Source organism: Nostoc sp. (assembly GCF_036919815.1).
Lineage (GTDB): Bacteria > Cyanobacteriota > Cyanobacteriia > Cyanobacteriales > Nostocaceae > Nostoc.
In genome coordinates, this window is sequence record NZ_JBALCE010000112.1 from 1 (window position 1) to 16,344 (window position 16,344).

Annotated in this window: 16 protein-coding genes and 1 pseudogene; 3 read left to right on the forward strand and 14 right to left on the reverse strand. The window is 48.0% G+C overall.

Features of this window, described 5'->3' with window-relative positions; genetic code table 11:
- Nucleotides 1–197: 197 nt before the first annotated feature.
- Entirely contained in the window at nt 198–572 is a 375-nt protein-coding gene (gene ebsA / locus V7K15_RS25495) for a type IV pilus biogenesis protein EbsA (protein ID WP_334790270.1), read from the reverse strand.
- A gap of 620 nt (nt 573–1,192) precedes the next feature.
- Between ebsA and V7K15_RS25500 the strand changes: the two genes are divergently transcribed.
- Together V7K15_RS25500 and V7K15_RS25505 are read left to right on the forward strand one after the other, a co-directional pair.
- Nucleotides 1,193–2,599 carry a glycosyltransferase gene (locus tag V7K15_RS25500; RefSeq protein WP_334910061.1) on the forward strand — a complete coding sequence of 469 codons (1,407 nt, stop codon included), beginning with the start codon at nt 1,193–1,195 and terminating at the stop codon, nt 2,597–2,599.
- 280 nt (nt 2,600–2,879) lie between these two features.
- On the forward strand, nt 2,880–3,245 hold the full coding sequence (locus V7K15_RS25505; RefSeq protein WP_334910063.1) for a hypothetical protein: 366 nt from the start codon (nt 2,880–2,882) through the stop codon (nt 3,243–3,245).
- A gap of 290 nt (nt 3,246–3,535) precedes the next feature.
- Here V7K15_RS25505 and dnaX read toward each other — a convergent pair whose 3' ends face one another.
- From dnaX to V7K15_RS25570, 13 genes and pseudogenes are all read right to left on the reverse strand, one after another.
- Nucleotides 3,536–6,364, reverse strand: coding sequence for a DNA polymerase III subunit gamma/tau (gene dnaX / locus V7K15_RS25510; RefSeq protein WP_334910065.1), 2,829 nt, complete (start codon nt 6,362–6,364; stop codon nt 3,536–3,538).
- Nucleotides 6,365–6,874: 510 nt separating this feature from the next.
- Nucleotides 6,875–7,309, reverse strand: coding sequence for an aldo/keto reductase (locus tag V7K15_RS25515; protein WP_334910067.1), 435 nt, complete (start codon nt 7,307–7,309; stop codon nt 6,875–6,877).
- 30 nt (nt 7,310–7,339) lie between these two features.
- Nucleotides 7,340–8,398 carry an NAD(P)-dependent alcohol dehydrogenase gene (locus tag V7K15_RS25520; protein WP_334910069.1) on the reverse strand — a complete coding sequence of 353 codons (1,059 nt, stop codon included), beginning with the start codon at nt 8,396–8,398 and terminating at the stop codon, nt 7,340–7,342.
- Between the two features lie 217 nt (nt 8,399–8,615).
- Complete coding sequence (locus V7K15_RS25525; RefSeq protein ID WP_334910071.1) at nt 8,616–9,413, reverse strand: carboxymuconolactone decarboxylase family protein; 798 nt, start codon at nt 9,411–9,413, stop codon at nt 8,616–8,618.
- A gap of 46 nt (nt 9,414–9,459) precedes the next feature.
- The gene (locus V7K15_RS25530; protein WP_334833748.1) at nt 9,460–9,723 is read right to left on the reverse strand and encodes a cupin domain-containing protein; all 264 of its coding nucleotides are present in this window, start codon (nt 9,721–9,723) and stop codon (nt 9,460–9,462) included.
- A 22-nt stretch (nt 9,724–9,745) separates the two neighbouring features.
- Nucleotides 9,746–10,186, reverse strand: a complete 441-nt coding sequence (locus V7K15_RS25535) for a putative quinol monooxygenase (RefSeq protein ID WP_334910073.1) — start codon at nt 10,184–10,186, stop codon at nt 9,746–9,748.
- Nucleotides 10,187–10,297: 111 nt separating this feature from the next.
- Nucleotides 10,298–11,293: an aldo/keto reductase gene (locus V7K15_RS25540; protein ID WP_334910075.1), complete on the reverse strand. Its 996-nt coding sequence runs from the start codon at nt 11,291–11,293 to the stop codon at nt 10,298–10,300.
- Nucleotides 11,294–11,413: 120 nt separating this feature from the next.
- Entirely contained in the window at nt 11,414–11,992 is a 579-nt protein-coding gene (locus tag V7K15_RS25545; protein WP_334910086.1) for a zinc-binding dehydrogenase, read from the reverse strand.
- 141 nt (nt 11,993–12,133) lie between these two features.
- Nucleotides 12,134–12,451, reverse strand: a pseudogene (locus V7K15_RS25550) (alcohol dehydrogenase catalytic domain-containing protein); the annotation flags it as partial.
- 145 nt (nt 12,452–12,596) lie between these two features.
- Nucleotides 12,597–13,373, reverse strand: a complete 777-nt coding sequence (locus V7K15_RS25555) for an SDR family oxidoreductase (RefSeq protein WP_334910077.1) — start codon at nt 13,371–13,373, stop codon at nt 12,597–12,599.
- 121 nt (nt 13,374–13,494) lie between these two features.
- On the reverse strand, nt 13,495–13,887 hold the full coding sequence (locus tag V7K15_RS25560; RefSeq protein WP_334910079.1) for a cyclophilin-like fold protein: 393 nt from the start codon (nt 13,885–13,887) through the stop codon (nt 13,495–13,497).
- Between the two features lie 232 nt (nt 13,888–14,119).
- Nucleotides 14,120–14,323 carry a hypothetical protein gene (locus V7K15_RS25565; RefSeq protein WP_334910081.1) on the reverse strand — a complete coding sequence of 68 codons (204 nt, stop codon included), beginning with the start codon at nt 14,321–14,323 and terminating at the stop codon, nt 14,120–14,122.
- A complete protein-coding gene (locus tag V7K15_RS25570) occupies nt 14,307–14,735 on the reverse strand; it encodes a (R)-mandelonitrile lyase (RefSeq protein ID WP_334910083.1) in 429 nt (142 codons plus the stop codon). Before V7K15_RS25570 ends, V7K15_RS25565 begins: the two co-directional genes overlap by 17 nt.
- A gap of 278 nt (nt 14,736–15,013) precedes the next feature.
- On the opposite strand from V7K15_RS25570, the gene V7K15_RS25575 reads away from it, so the two are divergent.
- Complete coding sequence (locus tag V7K15_RS25575; RefSeq protein ID WP_334910084.1) at nt 15,014–15,979, forward strand: AraC family transcriptional regulator; 966 nt, start codon at nt 15,014–15,016, stop codon at nt 15,977–15,979.
- The last annotated feature ends 365 nt before the right edge of the window (nt 15,980–16,344 follow it).

Below are 16,344 nucleotides of genomic sequence, written 5' to 3' on the forward strand. Positions count from 1 at the left end.
AAATTTTTCTTGTTTCCCCCCTTTACAAGGGGGGATTAAGGGGGGTAACAATTCGATTAAAATCACAACATATCACTTTTCAAACAACCTCTTAGGCTGAAGCAGAATTTCAAGGAGTAGTTCAGGATGAATCCCCTTAAACCACATAGGCTTGTCTTTAAAACAAGCCGAACTGGTAAAAGTCCGGCTGAGTTTAATCAATCGTCTATACGCAGTAGCTTGCGGTAAAACGGTTGTGAAAAATCGGTTACGCGATAACGTTTATAGTTGTCCATAAGTTCAATTAAAAAATTAATAAACTCGAAACTAGCCATCATCAGTTCGTAACTCAGTTCAGCGTTGCCATCAAACTGGATTCGGCAACGGGTTAAGTCTGAGGGTAGGGTACCAACATTCCAGGAGGCGACAAAGGGGACATGTTCACTAGCTTCTATCTTCCGATGTCCCTCCAAGACCCCTTTTTGATAAAGACTGATGGCATAAGGTAAGAAATTGCGCCTAGCGCCCTGAACGTAAGGTAAGTAAACACTGGCTTGTTGTTGAGTGGCAGGCTGGATTTGCTCAATAGACATTGTTAAATGTTCCTCAAGTTATTTGGCAACTGGGGATATTAGTGGCTGTTAGTAGTGTTCCCAAAAGATGTGTCTAAAGCACATAGGGGGGAGTGGGGAGTGGGGAGTGAGGGGGATGAAGGGGACAAGGGGGACAAGGGGAATAATCCATGCCCAATGCCTCATAAATGAAGTTACTGCTAAGAAATATTAAAATTTCGGTTACAATGATGCTGCATTAACTTTTATCGAAGCTGGGAAAGATAACACTAAAAATACCCACTGTAAAGTAGTGGATGCCGTTATTGCTATTTCTCCCAACAACTAGCTGCTGCTACCTTGCTATTACTTTGCCTAAACCGGAGTTCTCATTGGAGAAAGTCCGACTCTACAAGCTTCCTGCCTAAGTGGCTATCAAAGGAATCAAGCTTCTGTCTAAGAGTAGCAACCCTGGTTAATCCAAGGTAATTACGCAGAGTGGCGGTGACAAAAAGGTAGTCCCAGTGGCTTTTGGCTTAGGGATAGCGGGTATTGCAGTTTGCCCATTCCGATTAATATCGGGAAAAGTAGCTTAGGGATATTTGACCGTAAAATTACTAACTGTAGACAAATACTGGTTTTTGAATCAAGCAACCTAACCTATGCCAGCGAATTCCTGGCCCGAAGAAGATTCTTATCAAGAGCTTGATCCTCTGAATTCCTTGTTGTCTGACCTATCAGTAGATGAGGAGTCAGTGTTAGAGACAGATCCTGTGTCTCTAAAACCCCGGTTTCAAGCTCGTAGACGTAAGGCGGCTCTAGTCTTGACTATCGTCTGGAGTGGCACGATCGCTCTACATTTAGTTTCTTGGGCTTCTATATTTATTCTAGGAATGACCACCATTCTAGGATTTCATGCCTTGGTGGTAGTGTTTACTAAACCCCGTCGCTATCCAAAAGAAATACAGGGAGATTTGCCCTCTGTATCTTTACTGGTGGCTGCGAAAAATGAGGAAGCGGTAATTGCTAAATTAGTCAAAAATCTTTGTAATCTGGAATATCCAGGTGGGCAGTACGAAGTATGGATAATTGATGATCACAGCAGTGATAGTACGCCACATTTATTAGCAGAACTAGAGCAGAAACACGAGCAACTGAAAGTACTAAGGCGTTCAGCAGAAGCTAGTGGTGGCAAATCGGGGGCGTTAAATCAGGTGTTGCCACTGACAAAGGGTGACATTATAGCAGTATTTGATGCTGATGCCCAAGTGACACCAGACTTGTTACTACAGGTAATACCTTTATTTCAAAGAGAAAAGGTGGGGGCGGTGCAGGTGCGAAAAGCGATCGCCAACGCTAAAGAAAACTTTTGGACTAAGGGGCAAATGGCAGAAATGGCACTTGATACCTGGTTTCAGCAACAGCGAACTGCCCTTGGTGGCATTGGCGAACTGCGGGGCAATGGTCAATTTGTCAGGCGTTCCGCCTTAGAAAGCTGCGGTGGCTGGAATGAAGAAACTATTACCGATGATTTAGATTTGACAATCCGCTTACATTTGGAGAAATGGGATATTGAGTGTGTTTTCCATCCAGCCGTGCAAGAAGAAGGAGTGACGAGCGCAGTTTCACTCTGGCATCAGCGCAACCGTTGGGCAGAAGGCGGTTATCAACGCTATCTGGATTACTGGGATTTAATTCTCAAAAACCGCATGGGAACGCGCAAAAGCTGGGATTTGCTGATTTTTATGCTGATTATGTATATCTTGCCCACAGCAACAGTACCAGATTTATTAATGGCGATCGCTCGTCATCGTCCACCAATGTTAAGTCCGATCACAGGCTTGTCCATTTCTATGTCGATGGTAGGGATGTTTACAGGTTTGAGGCGGATACGTCAAGATCAAAAATTCCCACTTTCTACATATTTTCTGTTGCTAGTGCAAACCCTGCGCGGCAGTTTATATATGTTGCACTGGTTAGTAGTTATGAGCAGTACTACTGCCCGGATGTCGGTCAGACCAAAGCGGCTGAAATGGGTGAAAACTTTGCATACGGGGAATGGGGAATAGCCCCTTTGGGAAATTAAAAATAACAGAGGCAGGAGACAGGAGGAATAATGCCCTCTGCCTCCTGCCTTTTTCACTGAAAAACTTCGCCACTGATAGTAACATTGTAGCGATGAAAGTATCCTACGTTCAGGTCAATTAAGTTGATACTACTGTGTAGTTTATACTGAGTAAATAAATAGGTTTGAGAGCGCTACATCGTAAGTTATAGTTAGTGCAAAGCCAAAAATATTACAAGTGTAATCTCTTTTTTTAATGCTGATTTTCGTGCCTGAGACTCCTGATGAAAATGATTGAAGAACAATGGCGGCTACTTAGGAAAGAACACTGGTTACTGCTTAAGCAGCAATTTCCCATTGGTCGTAAGTTTTCGGCAAAAGTAGGAAAAATTAGACCTTTTGGCATATTTATAGAAGTCAATGATTTTCCAAAGGATTCCTATAGGTATATAGGTTTAATTCATATTGGGCCTATTTTTCACTACAAAGAGGAGTGTAAACCACTACCCCTAGATTATGCTGAGTGGCCTCAAGAAGGCACATATATTTATTGTATAGTTTGTTATTATCGAGAAGAAGACGACAACAATAATGGACAACTTAGCTTACGTTGGCTGGGGGAAACCAGTCAATCTCGACCTGAAGCATAGCGATTATCCCTCACTTTAGAAGCAACTATATGGAACTTCCAAAGAATAAATTACTCAACAAAAATCGGTTATATCGCATATTTTATGCTACAAACAAACAACTAACGAGTTAAACAAAATAAACTTAATTAGTAGTAAAACTAAAAATCTAAGTTGGATATAGCTTTGTAGTATTTTATTGAAACTAAAATCATGAGTAAGATATAATTAGTAACATTAGCTTTGATTATTTTTCCGCATCAAATAAGTTTTATTCATTTCCCAGTTTTTAATTCAATATATTAAAAGCATTATTCATCATCAACTTCTGATTCTTCTACCCACTCAGGCGCAGTTATAGAGTCGGAGAATTCTGTGGAATCATCTGCAAAGCGGATAATTTGTCCGTTGAAGAATTCTGCTAGACGCTGAGCTGCGATCGCTACTTCGTCAACTTCCCAATCAGTTGCGGGTCTTAGTTTTGCAGTTGAAGGCAAAGCTTGCACACCATTTCCATTTACACCATTTCTATTTACACCATTTCCGTTCCTTGTTGCCGATTCGGTTTTTAGTGGTGCTGGTGGTGGAGTGGTTGGCTGCGGTACTGGCGCTGGAGGCGGAATTTGCTGGTTATAACTGGGAGTTGATGGCTGCTGAACGCGAGTAGAGTCTTTTGGGGGAGGATTCTTTCTAGCTGAGGTAGGAGTTGCAGAACTTACTTGTTCTAGATTTACCTGAACTTCACGTTGAAAAGTCTGCTGGAAAGCTGCCTTCATCATCGGGAGATCAGATTTAAGTGTTTCATACCATTTAGACCCTTTGACAGCAATACGCGCTACAGTACCGTTAAACTCTATTAGCTGGCACATTTGCCCCAGTAAAGCTTGTCTGGAAGGCATCGGAAAATTAGCACGCACTTGTTGCCAAACTTGAGTTAAGTCATACTCTGCTTCGCCAACAACTTCTGAAGTTACTGGTTCAATGTTCGCAGGTGGCACGGGTACAGATACAGGTTCTGGGGTTGGTGGTGAAACTGAGTTAGCAGCAGAATTGTGATTTGTTTGCCGTTCAACTGGGGGAGATGAAGTGACGGGCTGATTTTGGGATGCAGAATTCTGATTTGTTTGCGAATCAGCTAGAGGTACAGAAGAGATTGCCTGATTTGGGGCAACTGCTGGAGGATAGCTTGGAGATACAGCAGGTGTGTTAACTGGCGGTGAGATACTTGGGGCTTGTGGCTGAATATTTGTTGCACTGGGTAACAATCCTAGTAATGTTACCTCCAACCACAAACGCGGCTGGGTGGTATTTTTAATTTGCACTTCTGATGTGCGTAGGTGTTGCTGTCCTGCTAAAATCGCGCTCATATCCAAGTATTGGGCAAACTCAACCAGCGCTGTCCAGGTTTGCTGAGTACAAGCAACCAAATCGTGGCGGTTGGGTGCTGTTTTAGCTATGAGTAAATCGCGGTAGAAAGCGGCGAGATTTTGCAGAAGAGTTAGGGGTTCTCGACCACGATCTAGAATGTTGTTGGTACAATCTAGAACTGCTTCTGGTTTATCTTGAGCGATCGCATTTAAAAGTCCCAGCAAGTCCTGTTCGCTTACCGTCCCCACCAAATCCCAAACTCGCTCTGGTGTCACTTCACCTGCTAACAAACCCAATTGGTCGAGTAAACTTTCGGCATCTCGCAATCCTCCCTGAGCAAGTTGGGCTACCAGGGTTACAGCATCGGGTGAAATATGAATGTTTTCTATAGAGGCGATCGCACTTAAATGCTTCACCATCGCTTCTAACTGAATCCGTCTAAAATCAAACCTTTGACAGCGCGAAATAATTGTTGGTAACACCCGTTGCGGGTCTGTTGTCGCCAATACAAAAACTACGTGTCTCGGTGGTTCTTCTAGTGTCTTCAGTAGCGCGTTGAACGCCTGAGTACTGAGCATGTGGCAATTATGTACCAAAAGCCCATTTGCCACAAAGTTACGATTATCTGCAACTTCAATGTCATAGACTCGCTCAATCCCAGCGAGGTGAACAGATTCGACTGTCTCCAAACTTGTAATCCATCGAGGGGATGGAATATTGTTTAAGGTCTGCCAGCCATTTTCTACTGGTGCTTGCCCCCAACCGTATATAGTGGTATGTCTTGCCAGTACTACTTCTGGTGTAAACAAGAAACTTTTCTGTTCTAAGTTCCCAAATTCCGTGTCCTTTTTTATATGGATGTTTTTCCCAACGAGACTGGATGCTGATGATTCCTCGGCCTTTTTTTTGTAAAAAGGTTGGGATATCAAGCTTTTCTCCACACCCGCAAGCACAGAAAGGTCGCAGTAATTCGGCTTGTTTAAGGATAGATTCCAGGTCAAATGATTTTTGCCCGGATGTATTGCCTTTAAACTGGTGTCCGCTAGCAAATCTCCGGGTGCGTCCATCGATACCAAATTTGTAAATGAGGATGCCACATCCACATTCACAGGGGATAGTATCTTCATTCCTTCTTTTACGTCCAATGCTTGTAGCCATCCCTGGTTTGTCCTAATTAAATGATTACCCGTACATCTAATTTCTCGATTAGTTGTCTTGATAACCAGGGTTTGCCGTTCTCCTTGGTCTAACCACCTGACAACTTTCTTAAATTCCCACTTAAGAGATGAGTCGTTGTAACTCAGAACCCTCTTGTCTTTGATTTTTGGGTCATCGATTCTGTTAAGTCCGTCATCAGTCAAGACCAGAGAATCTCCAGTTAAGCATTCATCGATGACATAAACCTTGTAGCGACACTCCACAGGAGCAAACTGGGCTTTTTCAATCAACTCGCGGATATTATCGACACCAGTGTTGCTGGCGGCATCGATTTCAATTACATCTAGGGCGTAACCCTTGGTGATTCCCTGACAAACATTACACACGCCGCAGGGTTCAGCAGTCGGCTTATCACCTTTGAGACAATTCAGAGATTTAGCCAGAATCCGGGCGCTAGAAGTTTTCCCCGTACCTCTGGGGCCAGTGAATAAATAGGCGGGGGCGATTTTGGATGTGCCGATCGCGTTCGTGAGGGTGGTAGCGATCGCCTCTTGTCCCACCAGTTCAGCAAAACTCTTGGGGCGATATTTGTGGTGCAGGGGTTCGTAAGACATGGAAATATAGACTTCAATGCCTTTCAAAGTTAATTAGTAGCACCGAGTCGAGTTTAGGATTCAACTATTTTAAACTCTCGTACCTGCTTTGTTTGTAGATATTGCCATAGCGCAAGGCTAAAACAATGTCGTAACTTTTGGCACTCAGTAAAGATAGCAAGCAGAGCTTATCCTCTACGATGATTTCAAGATCAAAGTATTGGAATTATAGCATATCATTTAGTACATTTGTTCTATTGAAGTGAGTGGGGAGTTGGGAAGATTAAAGAAAGAGACAAGTCCCCTTGTCCCCTTGTTCTTTCTTCAATAAGGGGCTAGAGCATCGATTCAGTAATCAAGAACCTAACCCCCCTTTCCTGCTAGGGAAGCTACGATGTACACACAACTCATCGAATTACCCAAAACAAAAACCTCAAAGAGTCCTGACAGACATCCCTCTCCTTACCAAGGAGAGGGACAGTTTCTGCTACGCAAAACCTTTCTTGAGGTTGAGAACACATTTTTTGCCGCTCAACGACCGGTCATTTGCTCCAACTTTTCGGGGTATTGAGCCCCTTGCACCGCGATCTTGGAGGCGGCGTCATCGATGTCACGCAGATCGTCGGGCATCAGTTCGACTGAGACTGCCCCGATGTTTTCGTCCAAGCGATGCAACTTCGTGGTGCCTGGGATCGGAACAATCCACGCCTTCTGGGCTAGCAGCCAGGCGATCGCCACTTGCCCACGGAAGGGAGCAAGGGCTTCGCCCACAAGCTCTTCATTCAAGAACGGGCCGTAGACCTCGGCGGTATCAAAGAATGTAATGCCGCGATCGACAGCGGCCCCTAAAAGAGCGCTCATCTCCTGCGTGTCTTTGGGCGGGCTATAAGAAAAGCTCATTCCCATGCAGCCCAGCCCGATCGCCGAGACTTCTAAATTGCTGTTTCCAATTTTGCGCGTTTGCATTTTGCTTTCTCCTTCGAGGTTCCACCTCAGTTATTCAGATTTAAGAGATGCCATATCAATCACGAAGCGGTACTTCACATCGGACTTGAGCAGGCGATCGTAGGCTTCGTTAACCTTCTGGATAGGGATAACTTCGACATCCGCGGTGATGTTGTGCTCACTGCAAAAGTCAAGCATCTCCTGGGTTTCGGCGATGCCGCCAATGTTAGAGCCGGAGAGACTGCGACGGGCCATGATGAGGCTGAATGCCGAGACATCTAGAGGTTTCTCGGGTGCGCCGACAAGGGTGATGTTCCCGTCGAGGCGGAGCAGGTTGAGATAGGCGTTGATGTCGTGCTTGGCGGAGACGGTATCGAGAATGAAATCGAAGCTGCCAGCGTGTTTTTGCATTTCGTCGGTGTTGCGGGAGACAACGACTTCATCAGCACCGAGGCGGAGCGCGTCTTCCTTCTTGTCGGGCGAAGTGGTGAAGACGACGACATGGGCACCGAATGCATGGGCGAACTTCACGCCCATGTGTCCCAGCCCGCCGAGACCAACCACGCCGACCTTCTTGCCCTTGGTGACACCCCAGTGGCGCAGGGGCGAATAAGTTGTGATTCCGGCACAGAGGAGCGGTGCGACTCCAGCGAGATCGAGGTGGTCGGGGACGCGCAGAACGAAGCGTTCATCGACGACAATGCTATCGGAGTACCCACCGTATGTAACACCGCCAAGGTGCTTGTCTGGGGAGTTGAAGGTAAGGGTCTGGTTTGAGCAGAAGTTCTCAAGTCCGGCTTTGCAATTCGGGCACGTCCCATCGGAATCCACCAGACATCCGACCGCAGCGAGATCACCGAGTTTGTACTTCGTAACTGCCGAGCCAACATTGGTGACGCGGCCGACGATCTCATGACCGGGGACAATTGGGTAAACAGTGGACATGACGCTGCTCCACTCGTTACGTACCGAATGGAGGTCAGAGTGGCAGATGCCGCAGAAGAGAATTTCAATCTGAACGTCGTGTTCGCTTGGATCGCGACGCTTGATTTTGGTGGAGGACAGCGGTGATGTTGCACTGGCTGCGGAATAAGCTTTTGTGTTGTACATGAATTTATCTCCCTATATGCAAAATTGATTTGGTTTACGAAGAAACCTGAGAATGCCCCAGAAGCCGCCGATTACTTTTATTCGCTCTTTCAACCGGGAAAGCAGTGATTTTAGGTATTAAGTTTTATCTCACCCAAAGTTTTCACCATTTGCAGATGTCAATTTCTTCCGTTCTTCCAGCATTCGTCACCACGCCTAGCAAATCGAACGGCATTAATTACTGTCCCTCATGCGTCACTTCGTTCAAGCATTTCAAGGCGTTCAGTGTTCGGGGATATCCAACCCAGGGCAACAATTGTGTAATCAAACACAGTAGTGTTTCCCTGTCGTTTCCAACATTCAGATTGCCTTGAATGTGTCCTTTGATCTGCGATTCAACCCCACCCAAGGCGATGAGGATGGAAAGTGTTGCTAGCTCCCTAATTTTTATGTCGAGACCGTTTCGGGTGTAATAGTCGCCAAAGCAGTTGGCAGAAAGAAACCTTTGAATGTGCAGTTGGTCTTTGGGCGATCGCTCATACATTTGATCGATCGTCTCGCCGAATATGGCTTTCTGTACTGCCAACCCTTTATCGTAGCGTGTTTCCAGACTGGTGGTCGATTGCCCGTCCAAAGGTAATTGAATGCCTCTACTAGACAGCACTTCATTAGTGGCATGGATAAAGTCAAATGCTTTTGCCATACCCACGTATGCCACCGCCTGATACACGATCTCTTTGATTTCAACGGGCGTTACTCCGACATTGAGCGCAGCGCCCATCATTATTTTGAATTCGCTCAAAGCTTGACTGCCAATGATAGAGGCCAGAATGAGCATGACTCTTGTCTTTGTATCCATCTTGCTATGAGCAAGTACCTCGTCGAAGGCGAAGTTATCAAAGAGTTCGATCAACTCGGGATCGCTTATTTTCAGCGTTGATTTGTGGTTGGGAAACAGTTCTTCGTGATTCTGGTGTGCTGTTTCAGTAATCCTCAACGGGCGGTCAGCTGTGTTTGTCTGGGATTCATTTGTCATCCGATCCTTCCTCTTCTAATCGTAATTCTAAGGCGAGTGACTCCTTCTAAAGTCCCGTTCTCTTTTCCAACTCTTCTGGATAGCGATCGCCTTCCACTTCAATTCGGGTCAATGCCTCATCGCTGACCTTCTCCATCCATTCGACGTTCTTACCTTCAAGCGTCTCCTGAATGGCAATGTGTGTCAGTCGGTCGGTTGCCGTGGCACCGTGCCAGTGCTTCACACCGGGCGGTGTCCATACAACATCCCCTTGCCTGATCTCCTGCTTTTCACCGCTCTCTTGCTGCACCCAGCCTGTGCCAGCCGTCACGATCAGGGTCTGGCCGAGCGGATCACTTCGCGCTGAGCGAAACGGGATCGGTCTCGAAAAGTTTGAGGGACTTGACCATTTCCTGTGTATTGGTCTTGTATTTTTTGAACTGAGGCGATTCGATGTGCGCTTTGTACGCATCCACATCAGCATACGTCTCAAGAATTCTTATGCTGGTGGGGTTATCCTTTAGAGATACGGCATATAAGGTCAGCACCCCCGGCTCCAAGCGAATGGAAGCCTCGATTTCCTCCCTAAGCTCAGCTTTATAATTTTCTAACTTAGCTGGATCGATCTCAAGTTCCGCCAGCCGTACCATGCGGCCTTGGGTCTGTTCGGCAGGGGCACGCCCGCACGCGCACAACAGACATAACGTCAGCACCGATGCGCCAGGGATTAGAAATCGTCTAGCTTTCATGTTGACCTCCTGGTAAATTGTTGAAGTTCCCCTGATATTGTTCATCGCTGACCTGTTCCATCCAATCCACGGGCTTGCACGTAGCAGCCCTTTGTCTCGTGTGGGTAATCTGCTACGATGACCGAAATGTAAACGAGAGAACACATTTTTTGCCGCTCAACGACCAGTCATTTGCTCCAGCTTTTCAGGATATCTAGCCCCTTGCACTGTAATCTGGGAGGCAGCGTCATCGATGTCATGTAGATCGGCGGGCGTGAGTTCGACTGAGACTGCCCCGATGTTTTCGTCCAAGCGATGCAGCTTCGTGGTGCCTGGAATGGGAACAATCCAGGGCTTCTGAGCCAGCAACCAGGCGATCGCAATCTGAGCCGGTGTCGAATTCTTCCGTTCGGCGATGCTGCCGAGCAGATCGACCAGCCCTTGGTTCGCCTTCCGCGCCTCGGGCGTGAAGCGAGGGATGGTGTTGCGGAAGTCGGACTCGTCCAGCTTGGTGTTCTCGTCGATCTTCCCCGTTAGGAAGCCCTTGCCCAGAGGGCTGTACGGGACAAAGCCGATGCCAAGTTCCTCAAGGGTTGGGATCACTTCCGCTTCAGGGTTTCTCCACCACAGTGAGTATTCGCTCTGGAGTGCAGTGACGGGCTGAACAGCGTGCGCGCGGCGAATCGTTTGCACTCCTGCTTCCGAAAGACCGAAGTGCTTAACCTTACCTGACTGAATCAGATCCTTCACCGCTCCTGCCACGTCTTCGATCGGCACATTCGGGTCAACCCGGTGCTGATAGTACAGATCAATTGCATCAACCTTCAGCCTTTTAAGTGAGCCTTCAACAACATTTTTGATGTGTGCCGGACTGCTGTCTAAAGCATTCCAGCGAGTTTCGTCTTTTGTCGCAGGCTTAAATCCGAATTTGGTCGCTATAACAACTTGCCCACGAAAAGGAGCCAAGGCTTCTCCCACAAGTTCTTCATTTACAAATGGTCCATAAACTTCAGCAGTATCGAAAAAAGTAACTCCTTTTTCAACCGCTGAACGGATGAGGGAGATCATCTCATTTTTATCAGGGAAGGGAGTATAGGAAAAGCTCATTCCCATGCAGCCCAGCCCGATCGCCGAGACTTCCAAGTTGCTGTTTCCAAGTTTTCGCTTTTGCATTTTTTGAACTCCTGTCTTTGCGCTAAAGGTTAGAATCGTCCCCGCAGTAGACGAGTGTGGGTCTAGTGGCTTTGTGCCGGGACTTGAAGGCACGATGTTGAATATAGAGATGAGCCGAGCCTAAAGTCGTACCATCACTTTGATCGCTTCCCGACTATCCATTGCGGCATACCCTCTGGGGACACTATCGAGATCGACGGTTAAATCAAGAACAGCAGAGGCATCGAGTTTGCCTGCCACAGTATCGGTTAGCAATTCTGGAATGTAAGCACGGGCGGGTGCAACACCGCCTCGCAACGTGATGTTATTTCTAAATAAACGGCCCAAATTGAAATTATGGCTGCTGCCGTGCGGCACGCCGACATACCCGATCGCTCCACCGGGACGCGCAATGCCGATTGCCGTTGCCATTGCAGACTCACTGCCCACACACTCCAGTACCGACTCCGCACCGCCTTGGGTCATTTCTTTCACAGCCGCGATCGCTTCCTCTCCTCGGCTGCTGACAACATCCGTTGCACCAAAACGTCTCGCAATCTCCAACCGTGATTCGTGCCGCCCCAGAATAATGATGCGTTCAGCACCGAGTCGTTTAGCGGCAAGCACTCCACACAACCCCACTGCACCATCACCAACGACTGCAACCGTGCTGCCTGTGCGGACACCTGCTGAAACGGCAGCATGATGTCCGGTTGACATCACATCGGTGAGCGGCAGGATGGCGGTGAGGAGCCGATCATCATTCTCAACGTCCTTGGGAATGACGACTAATGTGCCATCGGCAAACGGCGCACGGATCGCTTGGGCTTGTCCACCATCGTTCTTGCTTCCCCAAAAACCACCTTGTCCGCAAGAGGTCTGGATTCCTTTATTGCAGAACTCACAGGTGCCATCTGAAAACGCAAAGGGGGCGAGGACGCGATCGCCCTTCTTTAGATTGTGAACCTCAGAGCCAACCTCTTCCACAATTCCCATCCATTCATGTCCCGTTCGCCAACCCGGTTGCCACTCTTCCACACCCCGATAAAACCAGAGGTCAGACCCGCAGATGCAGGCGTGAGTAATCCGGACAATGGCATCTGTGGGCTGTTGAATCATCGGATCGGGAACGGTCTCAACCCGAACATCACCAGGGGCATAGTAAACAGTTGCTTTCATCGAACAATTTCCTTGTGAAAAACTAATGCTTGCCTTTGTTGGTCAATTACGAGTCTTTAGAGCACTTGGCGCGTGGGTCGGAACAGAATCTCGTTCATATCCACATCCTCCGGCTGGCTCATGGCGAAGGCGATCGCCCCGAACATCACTGCACTGTTTGGCCGCCGTCGATGACCATAGCGTGCCCAACGACAAAGGCAGCCGCGTCCGAGCACAGCCAGAGCACTGCCGAGGCGATCTCCTCGGGCTTGCCCATCCGTCCGATCGGCTCCTGGGCAATCACCTTCGCGCGCCCTTCGGCCGTGCCGCCGGTGAAGCGATCCATCATCGGGGTGTTGATGTAGCCAGGACAGACGGCGTTGACGCGGATGTTCTGCGCGGCGTAGTCGAGGGCCGCCGACTTGGTGAGACCGATCACACCGTGCTTCGCGGCGGTGTATGCGGGGCTACCCTTGATGCCGATGATTCCCGCGCCCGATGACGTGTTGACGATCGCGCCGCCTCCCTGCTTGAGGATCAGCGGGATCTCGTGCTTCATGCACAGGAAAACACTACGGAGGTTGGTGTCGATGATCCGGTTCCACTCCTCCTCCTCGTACTCCGCGGTCGGAGCTGGCTTCCTCGGCTCAATGCCCGCGTTGTTGAAGGCGAAGTCCAGCCGCCCAAAAGCCTCAACGGTCTTGGCTAAGGCCGCCTTCACATCGTCGGTCTGCGTCACGTCGCACCTGACGGCGATCGCCCGCCCGCCGAGTTCGTCGATCATGCGGGCCGTTTCTTGATTGCCCTCTTCTGAAATGTCAGCGACCACAATATTAGCGCCTTCACGTGCAAACGCCAGCGCCGTAGCTCGACCGATGCCGTTCGCTGCTCCGGTCACAAAAGCAACTTTTCCTGTGTAGTTTCCATTCTCGTTCGTTGTCATTATTTTTCTCCTTCAATTTTTCACCTAACAAGGTCTTAAAACCACCGGATGCGAAGATCAGTTGGGATATTGCTCGTCATTGATCCATCGCCTCAGAAGGGTTACAGGCAGATCACCCTCTTTATTGCGATTGAACAAGCTCTACTGTCACTTCTACAGAGCCAGGCACATTAAATGTCTTTATGCCAGCATCTATCTTGCCGATCGCGATGATGCCGGGGTCGGGGATTTCCTGTCCGTCGTGGCGATAAAAAATAGCCAGATCAGAACCGGGAGACCAGTAAATTACGTCTCCAACTTCATAAGTTTTAGTTCGCTCTCCCTCCTCCGAAATTGCTCTTGGCAGGTGGGCAAACTTTTCTCTTCCAAACAAATCGTTCATCGTCAGCGTTAATGGCAGCAGGGAAACAAAATCCTGAGTGGTTTTGCTGTCGATCAAAGTGGCTGTAACAACTTGGTCTTTGACCTTGATGTTTATCGAAAAGTTGGGTTTAAAACCCCGTGCTTTTAGCACGGCTTTATATTTACCAGCATTGCATTTGCCACGAATATGTTAAGATAGTAATTAGTACCGATGGACAGTCGGGAATCCAAAACGCCTATGCAGACGGTTTGCCAGGGACTAAGATATCTCAGTCTAGGTCAAAGTCGAAAACCCGTAAGGATCGCCTTGAGCGCTGCTCGATTGGGAGCAACTAGGAAATCTTTGAAGTGATTCTAGAAGCTCCGCATCCTGGTGGTCGGAGTCATGTCACCTTCATACTGTTTGCCTGCTTGGTTGATATTTCAGTCGGCATTTTCGACGAGGCACTGCTAGGCATACTGTTGTCGGCACGGCAGGCTGAGTAACTCAGGGACATCGCTAGGGCAAAGACCAAAATCAGCATTCTCTTCTGGCAGTTTTTTCCTTGATGGGAAACCATCTCAAAAGCATTAATACCTTCCCTCATACTGCTCGTCGCTGACCTTTTCCATCCAGTCCACGGGCTTGCCGTCGAGCCATTCCTGAATGGCGATGTGCGTCATGGCTGTGGTTGCTGTGGCACCGTGCCAATGCTTCTCATCCGGCGAGATCCAGATCGCGTCCCCCGGTCGAATTTCCTCCCTTGGAGTACCCCATCGCTGCACCCAGCCGCAACCTGCCGTAACGATCAGGGTCTGTCCCAACGGGTGGGTATGCCATGCTGTCCTAGCACCAGGCTCGAACGTGACACTGGCACCAGACGCGCGTGCTGGATCGTGCGCCTCGAACAGGGGGTCAATGCGGACAGTGCCAGTAAAATACTCGGCTGGCCCTTTGGCGGAAGGCTGTGAGCCACTTCTTTTGATGTCCATTTGCTTAATTCCTTCACTTGATGCCATTTGGGTTGCTAGCCCAATCCTAGGGATTGAGCATTTATGCTTACTCTATCTGTAGGGATGGATTTTTTTAAGAAACAAGGTTAGCCTTGATGACATTTTGGTTGTCAGTAGGCGAGTTTCTTGCCCAATCCAAACTGAGTTTTTTCTTAAATAAAAATCCAGAATGCTTACAATAAGCCGAAATCATTTTTCGTTGCTTTAGCTTCATTCTAAGGATTCTCAAGGGCAAGCAATATAACGATCGTCTAAGATTGTTGTACAATTCTGCAAACTTAGAAATGAATGCTGTCAAAATAATTGAAAAGTCCGATATGGATTTAATGAACGACCCGCAGGCAAAACGTGAGGCAGACAGAGGGCAAGCTAACAGAGACGAACTGACTGAGCGCATCTCACAGGCTATCTGTAATGATGGGACAATTGAGCCACTGAAAGGATTGCACTTTAACCGCTCCTCCTCGCCTGCGGAATGCGTTCATGGGATCTCTGTCCCTGCCTTTTGTGCGATCGCTCAAGGCAGCAAAGAAGTCCTTTTGGGCAGCGATCGCTATCAGTACGACCCGATGCATTATCTGCTTGCTACGGTTGAACTGCCGATTGTCAGCCAAATTCTGGAAGCATCCAAGGCGCAACCGTATTTTAGCCTTCGCCTCGATCTTGACCCCACCCTCGTTGGCTCAGTCATGGTCGAGGCAGGGTATTCCTCATCGCGCAGCCGTGCTGATGTGAAAGCGATTGACGTAAGTCCGTTGGATGTAAATCTGTTGGACGCTGTGGTGCGGCTCGTCAGGCTTCTAGATTCCCCTGCTGAAGCTCATGTTCTCGCACCACTGATTAAGCGTGAAATCATTTACCGACTCCTGATGGGAGACCAAGGTAATCGGCTCCGTCATATTGCAGTTCTGGGTGGCTACACCTACCACATCGCCAGAGCCGTCGAGCGACTTCGTAAAGACTTTAACGAGCCGCTTCGGATTGAAAGCATCGCACGAGAACTGGGAATGAGCGTCTCGGGCTTTCACCATCACTTCAAGTCTGTCACTGCAATGAGTCCCTTGCAGTTCCAGAAGCAACTGCGGCTCCAGGAGGCTCGCCGTCTGATGCTGGGGGAAAACCTTGACGCTACCAGTGCTGCCTACCGAGTAGGGTACGAGGATGCCTCGCACTTCAACCGGGAGTACAAGCGGCTCTTTGGTGCACCACCGATGCGCGATGTGGAGCAGCTGCGAGAAGCAGCCCACTGAAGTCACTTCTAACACACTTACGGAAAAAACTAATTATTCCCATTTAATTTTTATAAGTAATATCACTAATATAATAGTGTTTTTAGATACTATGCTGGTGCGATCGCTGCACAAGACCTGAAACTTTATGTAGGTGCAGATTATACCCGCTATTGGGATAATTGGCTATTTAATCTTAGTGCGATCGCTTATTAGAATGGAGATAAAGATTATTTCAGTAAAACTGAAGGTAGTTTTTCTAGACAATTTAAACTAAATTCTGTGACAAATTTAGGGCGTGTCATCAATTAAGCCAGATAACAGTAGCAGCAAGATAAATTGCACCAAGAAAGTTTATTGCTCGCTTATCATAACGTGTAGCGATT

What these genes read in the sequence shown, in the direction of transcription:
- ebsA (WP_334790270.1), bottom strand. Translation starts at nt 572, where the DNA reads ATGTCTATTGAGCAAATCCAGCCTGCCACTCAACAACAAGCCAGTGTT.
- V7K15_RS25500 (WP_334910061.1), top strand. Translation starts at nt 1,193, where the DNA reads ATGCCAGCGAATTCCTGGCCCGAAGAAGATTCTTATCAAGAGCTTGAT.
- V7K15_RS25505 (WP_334910063.1), top strand. Translation starts at nt 2,880, where the DNA reads ATGAAAATGATTGAAGAACAATGGCGGCTACTTAGGAAAGAACACTGG.
- dnaX (WP_334910065.1), bottom strand. Translation starts at nt 6,364, where the DNA reads ATGTCTTACGAACCCCTGCACCACAAATATCGCCCCAAGAGTTTTGCT.
- V7K15_RS25515 (WP_334910067.1), bottom strand. Translation starts at nt 7,309, where the DNA reads ATGCAAACGCGCAAAATTGGAAACAGCAATTTAGAAGTCTCGGCGATC.
- V7K15_RS25520 (WP_334910069.1), bottom strand. Translation starts at nt 8,398, where the DNA reads ATGTACAACACAAAAGCTTATTCCGCAGCCAGTGCAACATCACCGCTG.
- V7K15_RS25525 (WP_334910071.1), bottom strand. Translation starts at nt 9,413, where the DNA reads ATGACAAATGAATCCCAGACAAACACAGCTGACCGCCCGTTGAGGATT.
- V7K15_RS25535 (WP_334910073.1), bottom strand. Translation starts at nt 10,186, where the DNA reads ATGAACAATATCAGGGGAACTTCAACAATTTACCAGGAGGTCAACATG.
- V7K15_RS25540 (WP_334910075.1), bottom strand. Translation starts at nt 11,293, where the DNA reads ATGCAAAAGCGAAAACTTGGAAACAGCAACTTGGAAGTCTCGGCGATC.
- V7K15_RS25545 (WP_334910086.1), bottom strand. Translation starts at nt 11,992, where the DNA reads ATGTCAACCGGACATCATGCTGCCGTTTCAGCAGGTGTCCGCACAGGC.
- V7K15_RS25555 (WP_334910077.1), bottom strand. Translation starts at nt 13,373, where the DNA reads ATGACAACGAACGAGAATGGAAACTACACAGGAAAAGTTGCTTTTGTG.
- V7K15_RS25565 (WP_334910081.1), bottom strand. Translation starts at nt 14,323, where the DNA reads ATGAGGGAAGGTATTAATGCTTTTGAGATGGTTTCCCATCAAGGAAAA.
- V7K15_RS25570 (WP_334910083.1), bottom strand. Translation starts at nt 14,735, where the DNA reads ATGGCATCAAGTGAAGGAATTAAGCAAATGGACATCAAAAGAAGTGGC.
- V7K15_RS25575 (WP_334910084.1), top strand. Translation starts at nt 15,014, where the DNA reads ATGAATGCTGTCAAAATAATTGAAAAGTCCGATATGGATTTAATGAAC.